The 16,491-nt window shown below is 65.3% G+C and carries 18 protein-coding genes; 8 read left to right on the top strand and 10 right to left on the bottom strand.

Features of this window, described 5'->3' with window-relative positions:
- The first annotated feature begins 111 nt into the window (after positions 1-111).
- Complete coding sequence (murA, locus tag GGQ89_RS10550; RefSeq protein ID WP_184105747.1) at positions 112-1,392, top strand: UDP-N-acetylglucosamine 1-carboxyvinyltransferase; 1,281 nt, start codon at positions 112-114, stop codon at positions 1,390-1,392.
- Between the two features lie 118 nt (positions 1,393-1,510).
- Here the strand turns inward: murA and GGQ89_RS10545 are convergent, their stop codons facing one another.
- Positions 1,511-2,272: a LytTR family DNA-binding domain-containing protein gene (locus tag GGQ89_RS10545; protein WP_240456432.1), complete on the bottom strand. Its 762-nt coding sequence runs from the start codon at positions 2,270-2,272 to the stop codon at positions 1,511-1,513.
- A gap of 152 nt (positions 2,273-2,424) precedes the next feature.
- Here GGQ89_RS10545 and GGQ89_RS10540 point away from each other — a divergent pair, with 152 nt between their 5' ends.
- On the top strand, positions 2,425-2,952 hold the full coding sequence (locus GGQ89_RS10540) for a DUF2306 domain-containing protein (RefSeq protein WP_184105745.1): 528 nt from the start codon (positions 2,425-2,427) through the stop codon (positions 2,950-2,952).
- Here GGQ89_RS10540 and GGQ89_RS10535 read toward each other — a convergent pair.
- Positions 2,949-4,541, bottom strand: coding sequence for a cisplatin damage response ATP-dependent DNA ligase (locus GGQ89_RS10535; RefSeq protein WP_184105744.1), 1,593 nt, complete (start codon positions 4,539-4,541; stop codon positions 2,949-2,951). The two genes, GGQ89_RS10540 and GGQ89_RS10535, sit on opposite strands and share 4 nt — an antisense overlap.
- A gap of 6 nt (positions 4,542-4,547) precedes the next feature.
- Complete coding sequence (locus GGQ89_RS10530; protein ID WP_007407044.1) at positions 4,548-4,733, bottom strand: DUF1328 domain-containing protein; 186 nt, start codon at positions 4,731-4,733, stop codon at positions 4,548-4,550.
- A gap of 268 nt (positions 4,734-5,001) precedes the next feature.
- On the opposite strand from GGQ89_RS10530, the gene GGQ89_RS10525 reads away from it, so the two are divergent.
- Positions 5,002-6,759, top strand: a complete 1,758-nt coding sequence (locus GGQ89_RS10525) for a polysaccharide deacetylase family protein (RefSeq protein ID WP_184105743.1) — start codon at positions 5,002-5,004, stop codon at positions 6,757-6,759.
- A gap of 62 nt (positions 6,760-6,821) precedes the next feature.
- Here GGQ89_RS10525 and GGQ89_RS10520 read toward each other — a convergent pair whose 3' ends face one another.
- The 3 genes from GGQ89_RS10520 to GGQ89_RS10510 all read right to left on the bottom strand — a co-directional run bounded on the left by GGQ89_RS10520 (position 6,822) and on the right by GGQ89_RS10510 (position 8,341).
- On the bottom strand, positions 6,822-7,319 hold the full coding sequence (locus tag GGQ89_RS10520) for a Dps family protein (protein WP_380773348.1): 498 nt from the start codon (positions 7,317-7,319) through the stop codon (positions 6,822-6,824).
- Between the two features lie 102 nt (positions 7,320-7,421).
- A complete protein-coding gene (locus tag GGQ89_RS10515) occupies positions 7,422-7,991 on the bottom strand; it encodes a TMEM165/GDT1 family protein (RefSeq protein ID WP_184105741.1) in 570 nt (189 codons plus the stop codon).
- Positions 7,991-8,341 carry a hypothetical protein gene (locus GGQ89_RS10510; protein ID WP_244955777.1) on the bottom strand — a complete coding sequence of 117 codons (351 nt, stop codon included), beginning with the start codon at positions 8,339-8,341 and terminating at the stop codon, positions 7,991-7,993. Before GGQ89_RS10510 ends, GGQ89_RS10515 begins: the two co-directional genes overlap by 1 nt.
- 181 nt (positions 8,342-8,522) lie before the next feature.
- Here GGQ89_RS10510 and rpmG point away from each other — a divergent pair, with 181 nt between their 5' ends.
- Positions 8,523-8,690 carry a 50S ribosomal protein L33 gene (gene rpmG, locus GGQ89_RS10505; protein WP_007407030.1) on the top strand — a complete coding sequence of 56 codons (168 nt, stop codon included), beginning with the start codon at positions 8,523-8,525 and terminating at the stop codon, positions 8,688-8,690.
- A gap of 259 nt (positions 8,691-8,949) precedes the next feature.
- Here rpmG and GGQ89_RS10500 read toward each other — a convergent pair whose 3' ends face one another.
- Positions 8,950-9,840, bottom strand: a complete 891-nt coding sequence (locus tag GGQ89_RS10500) for a LysR substrate-binding domain-containing protein (RefSeq protein WP_184105740.1) — start codon at positions 9,838-9,840, stop codon at positions 8,950-8,952.
- A 262-nt stretch (positions 9,841-10,102) separates the two neighbouring features.
- Here GGQ89_RS10500 and GGQ89_RS10495 point away from each other — a divergent pair, with 262 nt between their 5' ends.
- Entirely contained in the window at positions 10,103-12,394 is a 2,292-nt protein-coding gene (locus GGQ89_RS10495) for a CDC48 family AAA ATPase (protein WP_056438718.1), read from the top strand.
- Positions 12,395-12,531: 137 nt separating this feature from the next.
- Here the strand turns inward: GGQ89_RS10495 and GGQ89_RS10490 are convergent, their stop codons facing one another.
- Positions 12,532-12,852, bottom strand: coding sequence for an antibiotic biosynthesis monooxygenase family protein (locus GGQ89_RS10490; RefSeq protein ID WP_184105739.1), 321 nt, complete (start codon positions 12,850-12,852; stop codon positions 12,532-12,534).
- A 148-nt stretch (positions 12,853-13,000) separates the two neighbouring features.
- Here GGQ89_RS10490 and GGQ89_RS10485 point away from each other — a divergent pair, with 148 nt between their 5' ends.
- A complete protein-coding gene (locus tag GGQ89_RS10485) occupies positions 13,001-13,615 on the top strand; it encodes a class I SAM-dependent methyltransferase (protein ID WP_056438713.1) in 615 nt (204 codons plus the stop codon).
- 126 nt (positions 13,616-13,741) lie between these two features.
- Here GGQ89_RS10485 and GGQ89_RS10480 read toward each other — a convergent pair whose 3' ends face one another.
- Positions 13,742-14,929, bottom strand: a complete 1,188-nt coding sequence (locus tag GGQ89_RS10480) for a phospholipase D-like domain-containing protein (protein ID WP_076717803.1) — start codon at positions 14,927-14,929, stop codon at positions 13,742-13,744.
- A gap of 147 nt (positions 14,930-15,076) precedes the next feature.
- Between GGQ89_RS10480 and rpoZ the strand changes: the two genes are divergently transcribed.
- A complete protein-coding gene (gene rpoZ, locus GGQ89_RS10475) occupies positions 15,077-15,421 on the top strand; it encodes a DNA-directed RNA polymerase subunit omega (protein ID WP_042486773.1) in 345 nt (114 codons plus the stop codon).
- 110 nt (positions 15,422-15,531) lie between these two features.
- Here the strand turns inward: rpoZ and GGQ89_RS10470 are convergent, their stop codons facing one another.
- Positions 15,532-15,858 carry a hypothetical protein gene (locus GGQ89_RS10470; protein WP_184105738.1) on the bottom strand — a complete coding sequence of 109 codons (327 nt, stop codon included), beginning with the start codon at positions 15,856-15,858 and terminating at the stop codon, positions 15,532-15,534.
- Between the two features lie 145 nt (positions 15,859-16,003).
- On the opposite strand from GGQ89_RS10470, the gene GGQ89_RS10465 reads away from it, so the two are divergent.
- Entirely contained in the window at positions 16,004-16,468 is a 465-nt protein-coding gene (locus tag GGQ89_RS10465) for a hypothetical protein (RefSeq protein ID WP_184105737.1), read from the top strand.
- Positions 16,469-16,491 lie beyond the last annotated feature (23 nt).

Here is a 16,491-nt window from a genome sequence, read left to right as displayed (position 1 = left end):
CGCATTAATATCGATCAACCGGCCCTTTTCTTTGCTTTTCGTGCTCTTTGGCCATGGGGGACGGGCACGACCCTTGGCGATGCCCGCCACGTCCGCTAGGAGGACGGGTCTATGGACCGTATCCTTATTCGCGGCGGCAACCGGCTGTCGGGCCGCCTGAAGATCTCGGGCGCGAAGAACGCCGCGCTCACCCTGATGCCCTGCGCGATCCTGACCGACGAACCGGTCACGCTGCGCAACCTGCCGCGTCTGGCCGATGTCGACGGGTTCGGCCATCTGCTGAACCAGATCGGCGCATCGACCCGTGTCGAGGGGACGCGTCCCGAAGATTTCGGCCGGGTGATGACGATCCGCGCGGGCCAGCTCTTCTCGACCGAGGCGCCGTACGACATCGTGCGCAAGATGCGCGCGTCGATCCTGGTGCTCGGCCCCATCCTGGCGCGCGCGGGCGAGGCGCGGGTGTCGCTGCCCGGCGGCTGCGCGATCGGCAACCGCCCGATCGATTTGCACCTGAAGGCGCTGGAGGCGATCGGCGCGGAGATCGAACTGACCGCCGGTTACGTCAAGGCCAGCGCGCCCGGCGGCCGCCTGTCAGGCGGACGCTACACCTTCCCGGTGGTGTCGGTCGGCGCGACCGAGAATGCGCTGATGGCCGCCGTCACGGCCAAGGGCACCTCGGTCCTGGGCAATGCCGCGCGCGAGCCCGAGATCGTCGATCTGTGCCGCTTGCTGATCGCGATGGGCGCGCGGATCGACGGCGTCGGTACCGAGACGCTGACCATCGAGGGTGTCGACCGGCTGCACGGCGCCACCTATTCGGTGATGCCCGACCGGATCGAGGCGGGCAGCTATGCCTGTGCCGCCGCGATCACCGGCGGTGACCTGGAACTGGTCGGCGCCTGTGCCGAGGATATGCGCGCCACCTTGTCCGCGCTGACCGAAGCGGGCGTGACGGTCGAGGAAGGCCGCGATTCGATCCGGGTGAAGGCCGATGGTCCGCTCCAGCCGCTGACCCTGTCGACCGCCCCCTATCCGGGCTTCGCCACCGACATGCAGGCGCAGTTCATGGCGATGCTGTGCAAGGCGGAGGGCACCAGCACCCTGACCGAGACGATCTTTGAGAACCGCTACATGCACGTGCCAGAGCTGGCGCGGATGGGCGCGGACATCCAGGTCCATGGCCGCACCGCGATGGTGAAGGGCGTGAACAAGCTGACCGGCGCGCCGGTGATGGCGACCGACCTGCGCGCCTCGATGAGCCTGATCCTCGCCGGTCTGGCCGCCGAGGGTGAGACGTCGGTTGCCCGCGTGTACCATCTCGACCGCGGTTACGAGCGTCTGGAAGAGAAGCTGTCGGCGGTGGGTGCCGATATCGAGCGCGTCGGCGACTGATTTCATCCTCCCCGGCACGGGGAGGGCGGTGGTGGAGGGGTGTCAGCAGCAGCGTTGACACCCCTCCGTCAATCCTACGGACTGCCACCTTCCCTTGCAGGGGAGGAATTTAAAGCCGCTACCACCAGCCCTCGGCTTCCAGCACCGGCACCATCGCGCGCGATACCCGCGCCTCGACCCCGCCGGTCAGGACCAGTCGTAGCCCGCGCCCTTCGCGATGCGTCTCGCGAACGGCAGCCCGCGCCACCCACCAGCTCCGATGCACCTGCGCGCCGATCAGCGGCGCGACCTCCTGCACCGCGTCACGCATCCTCAGCAGGATCAGTTCCGATCCATAGGCGCCATGGACGCGCAGATAATGGTCCTCCATTTCCAGCGCGACGATATCCGGCCCGAAACCGGGCGGCAGGCGGTCGAGCAGCGCGGGGCGGGGCGTCGTGATCGGCGGGGCGGGTTCGGGGACGGCTGGCTCCGACGTAACACTTCGTCGCTTCTGTCCATACCAGAGCAACAGGCTGGCCAACCCCCCGATCACCAGCACATTGCCATAGAGCAGCAGCGCCCGATCCGCGTCGGGCCAACGCAGCGGCAGACCCAAACGTCCGACCCACCAGACGACGACGCTCATCGGCAGGCTGGCCAGGATCGCGGCGGCGGCCCAGCCCGCCATATCGGGCAGATGCAGCCGCGCCGCCGCAACCAGCGCACCCGCCATTATCGGCTTGTAGAGTGCATAGCCCGCCAGCATCAGCGCGATCCAATAGATCAGCCGATAGGCAAAGCGCGCGTCGAAGGTGCCGAACGGTCCCAGTACCGCGAGCAGCAGTCCGACGCCGATCATCAGCGCGATATCGATCACTATGCGGCGCGAGCGGGGCATCACGGCCCCGTGCCTATGGCCAATTGGCGCTTCGTGAAATGGCAAATCGGCCGCTCCACGAAGGGAAACCGCCGTTCGACGCAATCAGACTGGCGCGGGTTCGGCGCCAGGTCAGGAAAGGGGCAACCCGTTTCCGATCAGGATCTCGACCGATGACCAGCCTTTCGATCGCCGCCCCGAACCGCCGCCCTCTCGATACCTCTCCCGCCGCCCGCGCCGCGATCCTGCTTGCAGGGGGCACGCTGTCGCTGATGGCGGTGGTCGCCATAGCGCGCGGTGCGCTCGGGCTCTCGCCGACCCTGGCGCGGACGCATGACGTGGCGGTGTGGATTCATCTCGGCTCGGTCCTGCCCGCCCTGCCGCTGGGGCTCTATGTCCTGCTGGCGCGCAAAGGGGATGCGCGGCACCGGATGCTGGGCAAGCTCTGGGCAGCGCTGATGGTGGTCGCGGCCCTTTCCGCCCTGGCGCTGCGCGACCTGAATCACGGGCAATTCAGTTTCATCCATATCTTCGTGCCCGTCACGCTGATCGGACTGTGGCGCGCGATCGCGGCGGCGCGGGCCGGGCGGATCGACACGCATCGCAAGCTGATGGTCAGCCTGTATCTCACCGGACTGATCGGTGCGGGCTCCTTCGCCTTCCTGCCCGGCCGGGTGATGGGGACGTGGCTGTTCGGTTAAGTCACCAGCCGCTTGAGCGTCTCCACCCGGTCGGCTTCGGCGGCGGGCTTGTCGGTGCGGATGCGGGCGATGCGGGGGAAGCGCATGGCGACGCCCGACTTGTGGCGCTTCGAATCGTGGATCGAATCGAACGCGATCTCGAGCACCAGCGTCTTTTCCACCTCACGCACCGGACCGAAGCGGTGGACGGTATGCGCGCGCACGAAGCGGTCGAGCTGGCGCAATTCCTCGTCGGTGATCCCCGAATAGGCCTTGCCGACCGGCAGCAACTCGCCCTCCTCGGTCCAGCAGCCGAAGGTATAGTCGCTATAATAGCTCGAACGCCGGCCATTGCCGCGCTGCGCGTACATCATCACGCAATCGGCCGTCAGCGGATCGCGCTTCCATTTGTACCACAGGCCGACGCGCCGCCCGCCGCTATAGGGGGAATCGCGGCGCTTGAGCATCACCCCCTCGATCGCGGCATCGCGCGCGGTGGCGCGCAAAGCCTCCAGCGCGGTGAAGTCCTCCGCCTCGATCACCGCGCTGACGTCGAACCGCTCGGGGTCGAGCTTTGCGGCGAACCCCTCCAGCCTCTTGCGCCGCTCGGTCCAAGGCAAAGCGCGGATATCCTCGGTCCCGTCGATCAATATGTCGTAGAGCCGGACGAAGGCGGGATACTCCGCCAGCATCTTCGCCGACACCGTCTTGCGCCCGAGCCTTTGTTGCAACGCGTTGAAGCTAGCCGCGCCGCCGCCATCCTCCAGCGTGCCACCCTGATGCTCGCCCTTGACCAGCAGCTCGCCGTCCACGGCCCCGACCGCGTCGAAGGCACTCGCCACCTCGGGAAAGGCGTGCGTCACATCGTCGCCGGTCCGGCTGTAGAGCCGCGTCTGCCCGGCGACATGGACGATCTGTACCCGGATGCCGTCCCATTTCCATTCGGCGGCATAGTCGGTCAGGTCGACCCGCAAATCCTCCAGCGGATGGGCGAGCATGAAGGGGCGGAAGACCGGCACATCGGCGGGTGTCGGCTGCGCGCCCGTGCCCTCGCCCCAGGCGAACAGCTCGGCATAAGGCGGCGACAGGCCGTGCCAGACCTCCTCGACCGCCTCGACATCCAATCCGAAATGTTGGGCGAAGGCGGTCTTCGCAAGCCGAGCGGACAGGCCGATGCGCAAGCCCCCCGTCGCCATCTTGAGCAACGCGAACCGCTCCTCGGCGGTCGATCGGTCGAGCATATCGGCCAGCGCGGCGGGCGCGTCGGAACGCGACAGATGCCGCAGCCGCTCGACCACATCGCTGACCGACAGCGGTTCGGGATCGAGCGGCCGGTCGGGCGCGGGCCAGAGCAGGGCGACCGTCTCGGCGGTGTCGCCGACATAATCGCGGCTCATGCGGAACAGCACGGGGTCCACCCGCTGCTCGATCAAGGCGCGGATCAGCGCGGGCTTGACGCCCGGCAGGTCGAGATCGCCCGTCAGCGCCGCCATCGCCCAACCCCGGTCGGGATCGGGCGTGGCGGCAAGGTAATCCGCGACCAGCTTCAGCTTGGCGTTGCGCGAGCGTGTATAGATCAGCGCATCGAGCAACGCCGCGAATTCGCGCATGGGGGATCAGTCGATCGCGTTCTTCACCGATTTGCCCGCAACCAGCCCGAGCACGAGGAAGATCACGAACAGCGCGATCGCGATGAAGAACAGAATCTTGGCGATCCCGACGAACGCGCCGCCAATGCCCCCGAAACCGAGCGCCCCCAGGATCAATCCGACGACGAGGAAGGTGATGGCAAGCTTGAGCATGGGGTAATCCTCCTGACCTGATAAGGGGTTAACTGGCGGGGAGGGTCGGTGTTCCGGTTACGGATGATTGGATGGGCCGTGATCCGGCAGAATCCGGGCGCGCTGCCGTTGAAAAGAGCATATCATCTGTCTCATCATGGAATAGAAATCGATGCATGGGACGATCACAGGATTGCGTCGCTGTCCTGACTTGGTGCATCCGCTAAGCAAGGGGGGCGGCGATGATCTGCCCCGCGGGGGAAAATCGATGACAACTCGGCGTCAATTCTTGATCGGCGCGATGGCCTTTTCGTGCTCTGGCTGCGTGATCGAGGGTGGGAACGACCCTGCACCGCAACCGACGCCGACACCATCGGTTGATGCGCCGCAAATCTATATGTTGGCAACGAAGGACGGATCCGTCGGCCAGACCTATTCGGCCCCGCAGGGAATGTCGGGAGTCCAGTGGTTTCGCGAAGCCCTGACCTCCGACCGAACACGTACGCCGATCACCGATGCCTCGGCGACCACCTATGTCGCGCGCGCTGAGGATATCGGTACTCGTCTGGTCACGGTCGGCGTCATGAATGGGCAGCGCGTCGTCGCCTCCGCGCTGGCGGTCGTGCTCGACATTCCCATCTTGCTGGAAAGCTTTGATACGACCAGTGGGTTCACCGCGACCAATGAAGCCTTGCTCGCCAGTCGTTCGGCGGTGGCGCAAGGCAGTGGTGCAGTGGAGATCCAGGGGACCGGATCACGCCTGGGCGGTCCGGGCCTGAGCAAATCGGATATCGGCTATCACGATCCCGCCAAATTCGGCACCATCGCACAGTTCGTCGATCTGGGATGGGACCCGATCTATCATACCGTCACAGCCTTCGATCTGACGCTGACGCGTGGTAGCCAGGAATTTCGTGCGAAAACGCCGCTTCTGGAACCGCTGTACCAGACGCCGCAGCCGCTCTTTTATGGCTCCATGTGGGGATCGATCCACTCTAGTGAGATCGAAGGATTACAGAGTGCTGGCGCCGGCCGTTTCGGCGTGACGAACAGTGTGATTACCCAGGTTCCGCATGCGCCGCGCGTCAGCGTGGATGCGCTGGTGGCCCGCGCGGGTGGTCGCCCGACCATTGTCATCGGCTTCGACGACATTTTGCGGACTCAATATACGGACGCATTCCCCTATATGCAGGCTCGCAACGTCAAGGGCGGCTTCCATATCGCTCCCGGCAAGATCGGGGGGCCAAGTCGGCTGACGCTGGCACAGCTTCGCGAGATGTATAATGCAGGCTGGGATTGCTATCTAAACGGTAGCTATGACGATGATCTGATGACCACCCGGCCGACCTTGGCGGCCGCTCTCGCGGAATTGCAGAAGGTACGAGACTGGGCTCAAGCCAATGGAATGACGCGTGGCAATGATTTCTGTTGCTACCCCAATGGACGTTACCAAGACAGCCCCTTCCGGCCGCGCAGCTTCTCTGCCAAGACCAATGGCACACGGATCGCCACCATGTCGGATACGTCGGGCATTCAGCCGGGCATGCTCGTCGGCGGTTACAACGTGCCAGTAGGAACAACCGTCGTCAGCGTGGACAGCCCGACGCAGATCACGCTCAGCGAAAATGTTATCGCACAGGTGAAGACGTTCAATTTCACTGATTTGTCGAGCGAGTTTTCCTACACGAAACTGCCCCTCGCGCTGAAGGCCGCCGGATACAAGATGGCGCGCACGACACAGGGTAAGGGGAGCTGGCTGTCACGGTTCGGCATTACGGATCGCGGCGGAGTGGTCACGCCCGCCAACGCCACTTCGAACATGAGCTTGGACGAGCTTAAGTCCCTGGTTGATGTGGCTATATTGCGAGGCGAGACATTGGAATTTTACCTTCACGGCATTTACGAAACCGGAACGGGCCAGACCGATTCCGCCAAATTCCGTGGTTTGATCGATTATATTGTCGCGCGGCGCGACGCCGGGCAGCTGGACGTTTTGACCAAGACCGAATTGTGGATGCGGGACGGAAATTCCTCGCTCCCGATCTGACACGAAGGAAAAAAGGCCCCGGTATCGACCGGGGCCTTCTCGTATCGGGTCGGGGAGGGCGGTCAGCCCTTGCGACCGGCTTCGAACAGGAACCAGGCGCGTTCCTCGGCCTGGTCGGTCCATTCGTCGACGATGCCGCTGGTGGCATTGTCCTTGGCCTCCTCGGCCGCGTCCTTGACCGTGCGGAAGCGCTCGACCAGCTTCAGATTGTCGTCGCGCAGTTCGACCAGCATGTCGGCGGCCGACACGAATTCGCGGTCATTGTCGACGATGGTCTGACGGCGCGCGATGTCGCCGATCGAGCGCAGCGTGACGTTGCCGGTCTTTCGCACGCGCTCGGCAATGGCGTCGGTCACGCCCAGGATCTGCCCGGCCTGATCGTCGAGCATCAGGTGATAATCACGGAAATGCGGACCCGAGACGTGCCAGTGGAAATTCTTGGTCTTCAGATAAAGCGCATAGCAATCGGCCAGCGCGCCGTTCAGCGCGTCGGCGACGCTGGCGGTGGCGTTGCGGTTGAGGTCGGTCGGCGTATCGAGCGCCGGATTGATATCGGACATGGACATGCTCCCGCTGTCTGAGGAATCGTTGCGTTAACGATCCGATGGCCCAATGGCTCCCCCGCTGTCCATGTACAAAGCCTGCGCTGTCTGATCGACCGCCTAGATCAATCCCTTGGCAGAAAGCGCGATGACGATGCCGATCAGGATCATGATCGCACCGCCCGTCATCCGGATCGGCCGCCACGCCAGCCTGCGCCACTCACGCGCGCCCAGCAGGATCGCCGGTATCAACGCGCCGAGCATCCCCAGCATCGCGCCCGGCCAGGCCGCCCAGGGCAGGAGAGAGCGTGCGGCGGCGACCGCGACCAGCAATAACCCGGATTCCATCAACAGGATCGTGCCCGCCCCCAACAAGGCGGTGCCGAACACCCCCAGGCGAACCGAGCCGAAGGGCGAACCGGCGCGCGGCAACCGCCCCATCATGCCGAGGCCCACCAGCACCAGCGCAACCGCCAGCAACAGGCTGCGCGCCTCAGGTGTCACCTGCGGTCCCAGCAATATCCCGATTCGGATCGCCACCGCCGCCAGCAACCCTTGCGCCAGCAGGACCCCCGCCAGGACCGGCAGGGCGCTGTCCGTCCGTTCCGCCAGCCTTTCGGCAAAACCGCTCAGCCGCCCGCCCGCCTGTGACAGGAGCGTGGCGACCAGGACGATCATCAGCGCATCCATCAGCTGGCCAGGCGTACCGAACAGGCCTCTGCAAAGGCGTTGGCGGTCTGCCAATCCTGCCGCTCGCTGGCGATGGCGTCGCTCAGGATCGCAAACCAGCCATGGACCGGTGCGGGTTCGTCCTGCCGCATGAGGGCGCGGTCGATGAAATGGGTGACGGTGACGGCGGGAACCAGCCCGTGGCGATGGGCGATACGGCGAATCGCCTCCACCCCGTCGATCAATTCGGCCGCCCGCGCATAGGGGGCGGACACGTCGAGCGCGGCGATTCGGGCCCAGAGCTGGTCGCGAATCTCGGCGGAGCTGATGCCCGCATGGGGTGATTCGCCCGGCTCCATCGTGATGGTCATCCCTCTCATGCCCGCCCCGATAGCGGGAAGCGGCACGGTTTCCATAGGGCCTTGGCCGTAAAGAGGGGCTTAAATCGGGTGAAATGCTTGACTCAGGCAGGCCCATGGGCCATGGGCAGCCCTTATATAGCGGCGGCTCCGGCTGCCGCTTTCGCTTTTTCACGCATACAGGAACCAGGTCATGGCCAAGCCGACCACCGTCAAGATCAAGCTCGTCAGCTCGGCTGATACCGGCTTCTTTTACGTCACCAAGAAGAACCCGCGCACCAAGACCGAGAAGCTGAGCTTCAACAAGTACGACCCGGTCGTGCGCAAGCATGTCGAGTTCAAGGAAGCCAAGATCAAGTAATTTGCGGGCGGCGGCCCCGGGGTCGCCCCGTGAGTCTTGAAGGCGTGAAGCCGCCGTCCGACAGGACGCGCGGCTTTTTGTCGTTGGGTTGAGCGCCTAGGTCCGCCATGCGCACTCCCCCTCCCGCAGGCGGGAGGGGACCGGGGGGGAGGGTTCGGAGTCTCACAGAGACCATCGCATGTGGCTTGCCCTCCCCCATCCCCTCCCGCTTGCGGGAGGGGCGTGCTTGTGGCGAGCGGCGGAACGCCAATTCGTGCCTTTACGCCGCTTCCGGGTACAGCGTGGCGATCAGCCAGTCGTGGAACAGCTTCACCGACTTCAGCTGAAGCGCACGCGGGCGGCAGACGAACCAGTGGCTGTACGGGCTGTCGACCTCGATATCGAACAGCCGGACCAGACGCGGATCATGCGCATGTTCGAAATGGCTGGCGTGCATGAAGGCGACGCCGAGGCCCTGCGCCACCGCCTCCAGCATCAGGCCGCCCGAGTCGAAGAAGTCGATCGCCTTGGGCTTGATATCGGTCAGTCCCGCGACCTGGCACCAGGCGGTGAAGGCGTCGGGCATTTCGCGGTGCAGCAGCGCGGTCATGCCGTTCATCTGCTCGGGACGGAGCAGCGGATTGGGGCCTTCGAGCAGCCGCTTGGCGCCGATGACATAGACTTTGTTGCGGTCGAGCCGCTTGGCGTAGAGCGAGGGGTCGATGTCGCGACCCAGCGCGATCACCGCGTCCAGTCCTTCGCCCAGCCGCGCGATGCCATGCCCGGCGGTGTCGATATCCAGATGCAGTTCGGGATGTGCCGCACGCAGCAGCCCCATATGCGGGAACAGCCGCTGCGACGCATAGAGCGGCAGCACGCCCAGGCGCAGGCGCAACACTTCCTGTCCGCTGGTCATCGCCTCCACCGCATCCGACAATTGGTCGAGCAGCGGCGCAATCTGCTCCATCAGGCGCTGGCCCTCTTCATTGGGCACCATCGCCTGGTGCCGCCGGGCGAATAGCGGCTTGCCGACAAAGCGTTCCAGCGTCTGCACCCGGCGGCTGAGCGCGGGCGCCGACAGCGCCAGTTCCTCGGCCGCCGCCTTGATGGAGCCCAGACGCACGACCTGGACAAATGCTTCGATCGCACCCAGCGGGGGGAGCCTGCGCATGGCGTACCTGTACTCGTTGACCTATTGGGCAGAGGATTGCACAAACTGCAATCATAACCAAGCTTTTCGCACTTGCAACATAACGTGTCGCACCGCAAAAGGAACGGGCCTTTCAGGCATCCTCTCCTAAAAACTTTCACGGGCTGGTCGTTTCGATCGGCCCTTTTTTTTGCCTCGGCTCGGCCGTCCGCCCTTTTGCGAGCCGGAACCCGCCCCCACGTCCCGCGCTTTCGTGTTTCAGACACTTTGCCAAGGGACGATCATGGCCGACAGCGACGCGCCGACCCGCAAGATACAGGTGGCCAATAGCCGCCCCGAGGATTCGGGCCGGGGCCTCGCCCATGTTCCGCGCAGCCTGATGGCGGCGCTGGGCATTACCGAGGGCGATGTGGTCGAGATCGTCGGCAAGCAGGCCACCCCGGCGCGCGCGGTCGCCCCCTATCCCGAGGATGAAGGGCTGGACCTCGTCCGCATCGACGGATTGCAGCGCGCCAATGCGGGCGTCGGCTCGGGCGATTTCGTCGAGGTGCGTAAGGTCGAATCGAAGCCTGCGACCCGTGTCGTCTTTGCCCCTGCGCAACAGAATCTGCGGCTTCAGGGCTCGGCCCAGGCATTGAAGCGGACCTTCTTCAACCGGCCGCTCTGCCAGGGCGATGTGGTCGCCACGGCGGGGCAGCAGCGGGTCACCAACATGCCGCCGGGCGTCGCGCAGTTCATGAACGCGCCCGCCTATGCGCTCCAGGAAATCCGCCTCGCGGTCGTCGCGGCCAGCCCCAAGGGGGTCGTCCATATCGACGAGAATACCGAGGTCGAGCTGCGTCCCGAATATGAGGAGCCGCGCGAGGCGAGGCGCGCCGACGTCACCTATGACGATATCGGCGGCATGGCCTCGACCATCGACCAGCTGCGCGAGATGGTCGAGCTTCCCTTGCGCTATCCCGAATTGTTCGAGCGGCTGGGCGTCGAGCCGCCCAAGGGAGTGCTGCTTCACGGGCCGCCCGGCACCGGCAAGACGCGGCTGGCCCGTGCCGTCGCCAATGAGTCGGATGCCCAGTTCTTCCTGATCAACGGTCCCGAGATCATGGGCTCGGCCTATGGCGAGTCGGAGCAGCGGCTGCGCGAGATTTTCGAGGAGGCGACCAAATCCGCCCCCTCGATCGTCTTCATCGACGAAATCGACTCGATCGCCCCCAAGCGCGACCGGGTGCAGGGTGAGGCGGAGAAGCGGCTCGTTGCACAGCTGCTGACGCTGATGGATGGGCTGGAAGCGCGCGCGAATCTGGTCATCATCGCCGCGACCAACCGGCCCGAAGCGATCGACGAGGCGCTGCGGCGGCCGGGTCGGTTCGACCGCGAGATCGTGGTCGGCGTGCCCGACGAACGCGGGCGGCGCGAGATCCTGGGCATCCATACGCGCGGCATGCCGCTGGGCGACAAGGTCGATCTGAACGAGCTGGCGCGCACCACCTTCGGCTTTGTCGGCGCCGATCTGGCCGCGCTGACTCGCGAGGCGGCGATCGAGGCGGTGCGGCGGATCATGCCGCGCCTGAACCTGGAAGAGCGGACGATCCCGGCCGAGGTGCTCGACACGCTATCGGTGACGCGCGAGGATTTCCTGGAGGCGCTGAAGCGCGTCCAGCCCTCGGCGATGCGCGAGGTGATGGTGCAGGCGCCGACCGTGCGCTGGGAGGATGTCGGCGGCCTCGACACCGCGCAGATGAAGCTGAAGGAAGGCGTCGAACTGCCGCTCAAGGACCCGGATGCGTTTCGGCGCCTGGGCATCCGGCCCGCCAAGGGTTTCCTGCTCTATGGTCCGCCAGGCACCGGCAAGACGCTGTTGGCGAAAGCGGTCGCGCGCGAGGCGCAGGCCAATTTCATCGCCACCAAGTCGAGTGACCTTCTGTCCAAATGGTATGGCGAGAGCGAGCAGCAGATCACCCGGCTGTTCGCGCGCGCGCGGCAGGTGGCGCCGACCGTGATCTTCATCGACGAACTGGATTCGCTGGTCCCGGCGCGTGGCGGCGGGCTGGGCGAGCCGCAGGTGACCGAGCGGGTGGTCAACACGATCCTGGCCGAGATGGACGGGCTGGAGGAGTTGCAGTCGGTCGTCGTCATCGGCGCGACCAATCGGCCCAATCTGGTCGACCCGGCGCTGCTTCGCCCCGGCCGGTTCGATGAACTCATCTATGTCGGCGTGCCCGACAAGGCGGGGCGGCGGCGTATCCTGGGCATCCAGACGGCCAAGATGCCGTTGGCTGAGGATGTCGACCTGGACGATGTGGCGGCGCGGACCGATCGGTTCACCGGTGCCGATCTGGGCGACGTGGTGCGCCGGGCGGGCCTGATCGCGCTGCGCAAGTCGCTGGGCGCGACTCAGGTCGATATGGCGGCCTTCGACGAGGCGCTGACCGAGGCGCGGGCAAGCGTGACCCCGGAAATGGAGCGGGATTACGAACAGATCGCCGCCAAGCTGAAGCAGGAGGCGGCGGCGATTCAGCCGATCGGCTTCATCGCGCCGGGCATGCTGACGCCGCGAGGAGACAAGCAGCCTTAGCAGAAGCTTAAGCCCCTCCTCCCGGCAGGGGGGAGGGGTTTGGGGTGGGGGCTGTGCCACAAGCGATGGTCTCGATGAGACCCCTTTCCCTCCCCCATCTCCTCCCGTTTACGGGAGGGGAGCGGCAAGGTCGACGGTTAGGAATTATCGCCCCACTCATAACTCCGCCCAACCCGCGCCACGGCCACCTCATACTGCGAATACCATTCCGCCCGCCCTCGGTCCCGGATCGCGGCATGGTCCGGATGCGCCCGCCATGCCAAAGCGCTGGCTTCGTCTGCCCACCAACTGACGGTGATCCCGATCCCATCCGCCCCGCGCGCACTGTCGACGCCACGATAACCCGGTTGCCCGGCGGCCAGCCGATCCATCACCTCCGCCGCCGCGGCATAGCCCGCCGCATCGCTCTCCGTCCGCGTCGACACGAAAATCACCGCGATCTGCCCTGTCCGGTCCATGCCAAATTCCCCGTCGATCGAGTCCGCTTTGCGACGGAATGCACCGAGCCCGCGCAACCCAATAGCTTGAAAGTCGTTCGGCACCTGTGCGACGAGGGGGTTTCCCTCGCGCGTCCCTTACGCGGGGATCACGAACGACAGGAACTCGATGCCCAGCTCGACCACCGCCGCGCGCAAGTCCCGCACCGATGCCACGGGTTATCCGTCGCCCGGCCAGATGTTCTTTCAGCAGTTCCTGAAGCATCCGGTGATGGTGGGCTCGATCATTCCGTCGTCGGGCAAGCTGATCCGCAAGATGCTGGCCCCCGTCGATTGGGCCAACACCAAATTGTTCGTCGAATATGGCCCCGGCGTCGGCACCTTCTGTCGCCCGGTGCTGGAGCGCATGGCGCCCGACGCGACGTTGATCGCGATCGATACCAATGCCGATTTCTGCGACTATCTGCGCCACACGATCATCGATTCCCGCTTCAAGGCGGTGAACGGGTCGGCGGCGGACGTGCAGAAGATCGTGCGCGATCATGGCTTCGACCATGCCGATTATGTCCTGTCGGGCCTGCCCTTCTCGACCCTGCCGCCCGGCGTCGGTCCGGCGATCGCGCAAGGCACGCATGACGTGCTGCGCCCCGGCGGCGCGTTCCTGGTCTATCAGTTCAGCCCCAAGGTGAAGGACTTCCTGGTCCCGCACTGGTCGAACATCGACCACGACATGGAATGGTGGAACGTGCCCCCGGCGCAGCTCTACTGGGCCTGGAAGGACTGACACCCATTCCTCCCATGTAAGGGGAGGGTAACCAGCGAAGCTGGTGGAGGGGTGTCGCCCTCTCGATAGCGGGACACCCCTCCGTCAGGCCTGACGGCCTGCCACTTCCCCTTACAGGGGAGGAATTTAATCCCCGTCCGGCGCCTCGATCCCGAAGTTCAGCCCCCGCGATACCGACGGGTCGATCACCGCGATCAGCAGATATGCCGCGAACTGGCGCAGCCGCTGGAACCAGCCCGTATTCCGCTTGTACCAGTCGGGGGTAATCGCCTCCGACCGCGCGACCTCTCCGTCGATATAGGCGCGGACATGGGCTGCGAAGGCGGCGTCCTCCACCCTGAGCATCAGCTCCAGATTCACGAACAGGCTGCGCATGTCGAAATTGGCCGAGCCGACATGCACCGCATCGTCGATCACGTATAATTTGGTGTGCAGCTTGGTCAGTTGATATTCGAAGATCCGCACGCCCTTGCGCAGCAGGCCCGCATAGGTGAAGCGCGCGGCGGCGATCGTCGCCTCGTTGTCGGACTTGCCCGCCGTCACGATCCGCACCTCGGCCTCGCGCCGCCCCGCCCGGTCGAGGCGGCGGAGCATGGTGGGGCTGGGGGTGAAATAGGCGGCGATCACGTCGATGCGTCGTCCCCGCCGCATATCGTCGCGCACGGTTCGCGCCCAGGGCGACAGCCGCCGGGTCGGCCCGCCGATCAACCAGCGCAATCTGCCCTTCGACTCGCTCCAATGCGCCAGCGCCTTGTTCAGGTCGCGAAGGCGCCCCTTGGGATCTTCCGTCCAGGCGAACAGCGCATCGAAATATCCCGCCATCCGCGCCGCCGCCGAACCCTCGACCAACAGGCCCAGATCGCGCCAGCTCTGGTCGGCGGGGGTGCCGAAATAATCATCCTCAATATTGAAGCCGCCGATGATGATCGAGGGGGAGGGCCCCTCTGCATCCGCCAGCGCCAGCTTCTGGTGGTTGCGCAACAGATAGCGGCGGCCGAAGCGCGGCTCGAACCGCGACAGCCGCGCACCCGTCTCGACCAGGGGGCGGAAGAACGCCTCGTCCGCGCCCGCCCCGAAGCCGTCGACGATCACCGACACCGAGACGCCGCGCCGGGCTGCCGCGATCATCGCGTCGCGGACCCGCCGCCCGGTTTCGTCATCGGCATAGATATAATAGAGGATGCGCAACGAGACCTGCGCCCCGTCGATCAGCGCCAGCACCGCCTCCAGTCGCCGTGGCCCTGTGTCGAGCAGGGTCAGCCGCTGCCCATCGACCTGGAAACCGGGCTGCTCGGGCGGATGGGGGGCGGAAATGGCGCGGCTCCTTGGGGTAGGTGATCCTGTCGAAAACGTAACGATCCAGGGGGCAGGGGTGTTGCAAGCCCAAGGCTTTTGACTTGGGCGGCCTTTGCTGCTAGGCGGCACGCTTTCATCCCAGCATTATTTGCGAAGGACACACGCATGGCGCGCGTCACCGTCGAAGATTGCGTCGACAAGATTCCCAACCGTTTCGATCTGGTGCTGTTCGCGGCGCAGCGGGCCCGTCAGATTTCGGGCGGGGCGGATCTGACCGTCGACCGCGATCGCGACAAAAACCCGGTCGTCGCGCTGCGCGAGATCGCAGAGGAAACGGTTCGTCCGACCCATCTGGAAGAAGCCGTGGTCAACAGCCTGCAGCGCGTCCAGATCGACGACGAGGACGAGGCGGATGACGTCGGCAGCCTGCAGGCCTCGGCCGAGGCACTGCGCCTGACCGCCGCCGCTCCGCCGCGCAACCAGAATCTGGGTGCCGATTACGACGGCTGATCGGCTGTGGGCCGATCTCTTGGCGTGATCGCCGAGTGTATCGCACAGGAAAAAGGGGCCGACGCTAACCCAGCGTCGGCCCCTTTTCCGTTGCGCGTCTGTGGCGGGGCTTACCAGCCCCAGCCGTGATGCCGCCACGAATCCCAATATTGCGCCTTCTTCGCCTCATGCGCGAAGCGGGCGGCCTGTTTGGCCTCCGACCGGCGGATCGAGGCATCATGCGCATAGGCGTTGGCGGCGCGGTAATCGCCATAATAAGCGGCTTCGTCGGCCGCGCGCTGGTCCCGGCCCGCCTGATAGGCGCGATACTGGGCATCCTGATGCGCCTGCTGCGTGGCATAGCCGTCATAACGCCAGTCCTGCGCGCCGGCGGCGGTGGCCGTCAGAATCGCCCCACCGGCCAGGGCCACCAGCAATCCGGTCTTGAGCATCTTCATTGCCAGTTCCTCGAAACGTATTCGCTCCCGTATGTTGCGGATATTGAGGCATTTGATCTGAACGAAGCATGGCGGCGGCGTTCAGCCAATTGGCAGCTTGCGACGGGCGCGACGCCCCAGCGGTTGAAGGAACGGGAGAGCCGAGATGATCGCAGCATTGATCCTGCAAGCCAGCATCACCGGGCCGTTACCCGATGATGTCTGGGCGGACATGACCTATGAGCCGTCACTTGCCTATAGTTCGGAAACCGTCGCGTTTCTTCGCGACGAGGCCAGTAGCATGGCGGATCCCCGCATTCTGCGCATGACCTTACGGCGACACGGCAAGCCGACCGTCATCACATGGGCCGACAGCCGGACATGTCCCGGCGCGGCCGAAGCCGTCCGCCATTTGCGATCCATCCCCATGCCGAGACCGTCACTGCCCAGCGACCCGGCGGACTTGATCCTGGACGGCGTGGGCTATCAGGTCCGCTTTCGGGCGCATTACGGCTCGGAAATCGGGTTTCCGGTCGAGGTCGACTCGAATGCCGGCACGCCGCTGGCCGAATGGGTGAACCGGACGCGCGCGATGCTGAAACCCTGCTGGACGACGACCCGGCCCGGTTAGGGCCACGGCGCGATCCACCCCTT

The organism is Sphingomonas yabuuchiae, assembly GCF_014199595.1.
Classification (GTDB): Bacteria; Pseudomonadota; Alphaproteobacteria; order Sphingomonadales; family Sphingomonadaceae; genus Sphingomonas; species Sphingomonas yabuuchiae.
This window is presented reverse-complemented; position numbering and strand designations above follow the sequence as displayed.

Coding starts and splice junctions, on each gene's coding strand:
- GGQ89_RS10470 (WP_184105738.1), bottom strand. CDS start 15,858: ATGAAGATGCTCAAGACCGGATTGCTGGTGGCCCTGGCCGGTGGGGCG.
- murA (WP_184105747.1), top strand. CDS start 112: ATGGACCGTATCCTTATTCGCGGCGGCAACCGGCTGTCGGGCCGCCTG.
- GGQ89_RS10535 (WP_184105744.1), bottom strand. CDS start 4,541: ATGCGCGAATTCGCGGCGTTGCTCGATGCGCTGATCTATACACGCTCG.
- GGQ89_RS10520 (WP_380773348.1), bottom strand. CDS start 7,319: ATGTCCGATATCAATCCGGCGCTCGATACGCCGACCGACCTCAACCGC.
- GGQ89_RS10545 (WP_240456432.1), bottom strand. CDS start 2,272: ATGCCCCGCTCGCGCCGCATAGTGATCGATATCGCGCTGATGATCGGC.
- GGQ89_RS10495 (WP_056438718.1), top strand. CDS start 10,103: ATGGCCGACAGCGACGCGCCGACCCGCAAGATACAGGTGGCCAATAGC.
- rpoZ (WP_042486773.1), top strand. CDS start 15,077: ATGGCGCGCGTCACCGTCGAAGATTGCGTCGACAAGATTCCCAACCGT.
- GGQ89_RS10485 (WP_056438713.1), top strand. CDS start 13,001: ATGCCCAGCTCGACCACCGCCGCGCGCAAGTCCCGCACCGATGCCACG.
- GGQ89_RS10510 (WP_244955777.1), bottom strand. CDS start 8,341: ATGACCATCACGATGGAGCCGGGCGAATCACCCCATGCGGGCATCAGC.
- GGQ89_RS10530 (WP_007407044.1), bottom strand. CDS start 4,733: ATGCTCAAGCTTGCCATCACCTTCCTCGTCGTCGGATTGATCCTGGGG.
- GGQ89_RS10500 (WP_184105740.1), bottom strand. CDS start 9,840: ATGCGCAGGCTCCCCCCGCTGGGTGCGATCGAAGCATTTGTCCAGGTC.
- GGQ89_RS10465 (WP_184105737.1), top strand. CDS start 16,004: ATGATCGCAGCATTGATCCTGCAAGCCAGCATCACCGGGCCGTTACCC.
- GGQ89_RS10490 (WP_184105739.1), bottom strand. CDS start 12,852: ATGGACCGGACAGGGCAGATCGCGGTGATTTTCGTGTCGACGCGGACG.
- GGQ89_RS10515 (WP_184105741.1), bottom strand. CDS start 7,991: ATGGATGCGCTGATGATCGTCCTGGTCGCCACGCTCCTGTCACAGGCG.
- rpmG (WP_007407030.1), top strand. CDS start 8,523: ATGGCCAAGCCGACCACCGTCAAGATCAAGCTCGTCAGCTCGGCTGAT.
- GGQ89_RS10540 (WP_184105745.1), top strand. CDS start 2,425: ATGACCAGCCTTTCGATCGCCGCCCCGAACCGCCGCCCTCTCGATACC.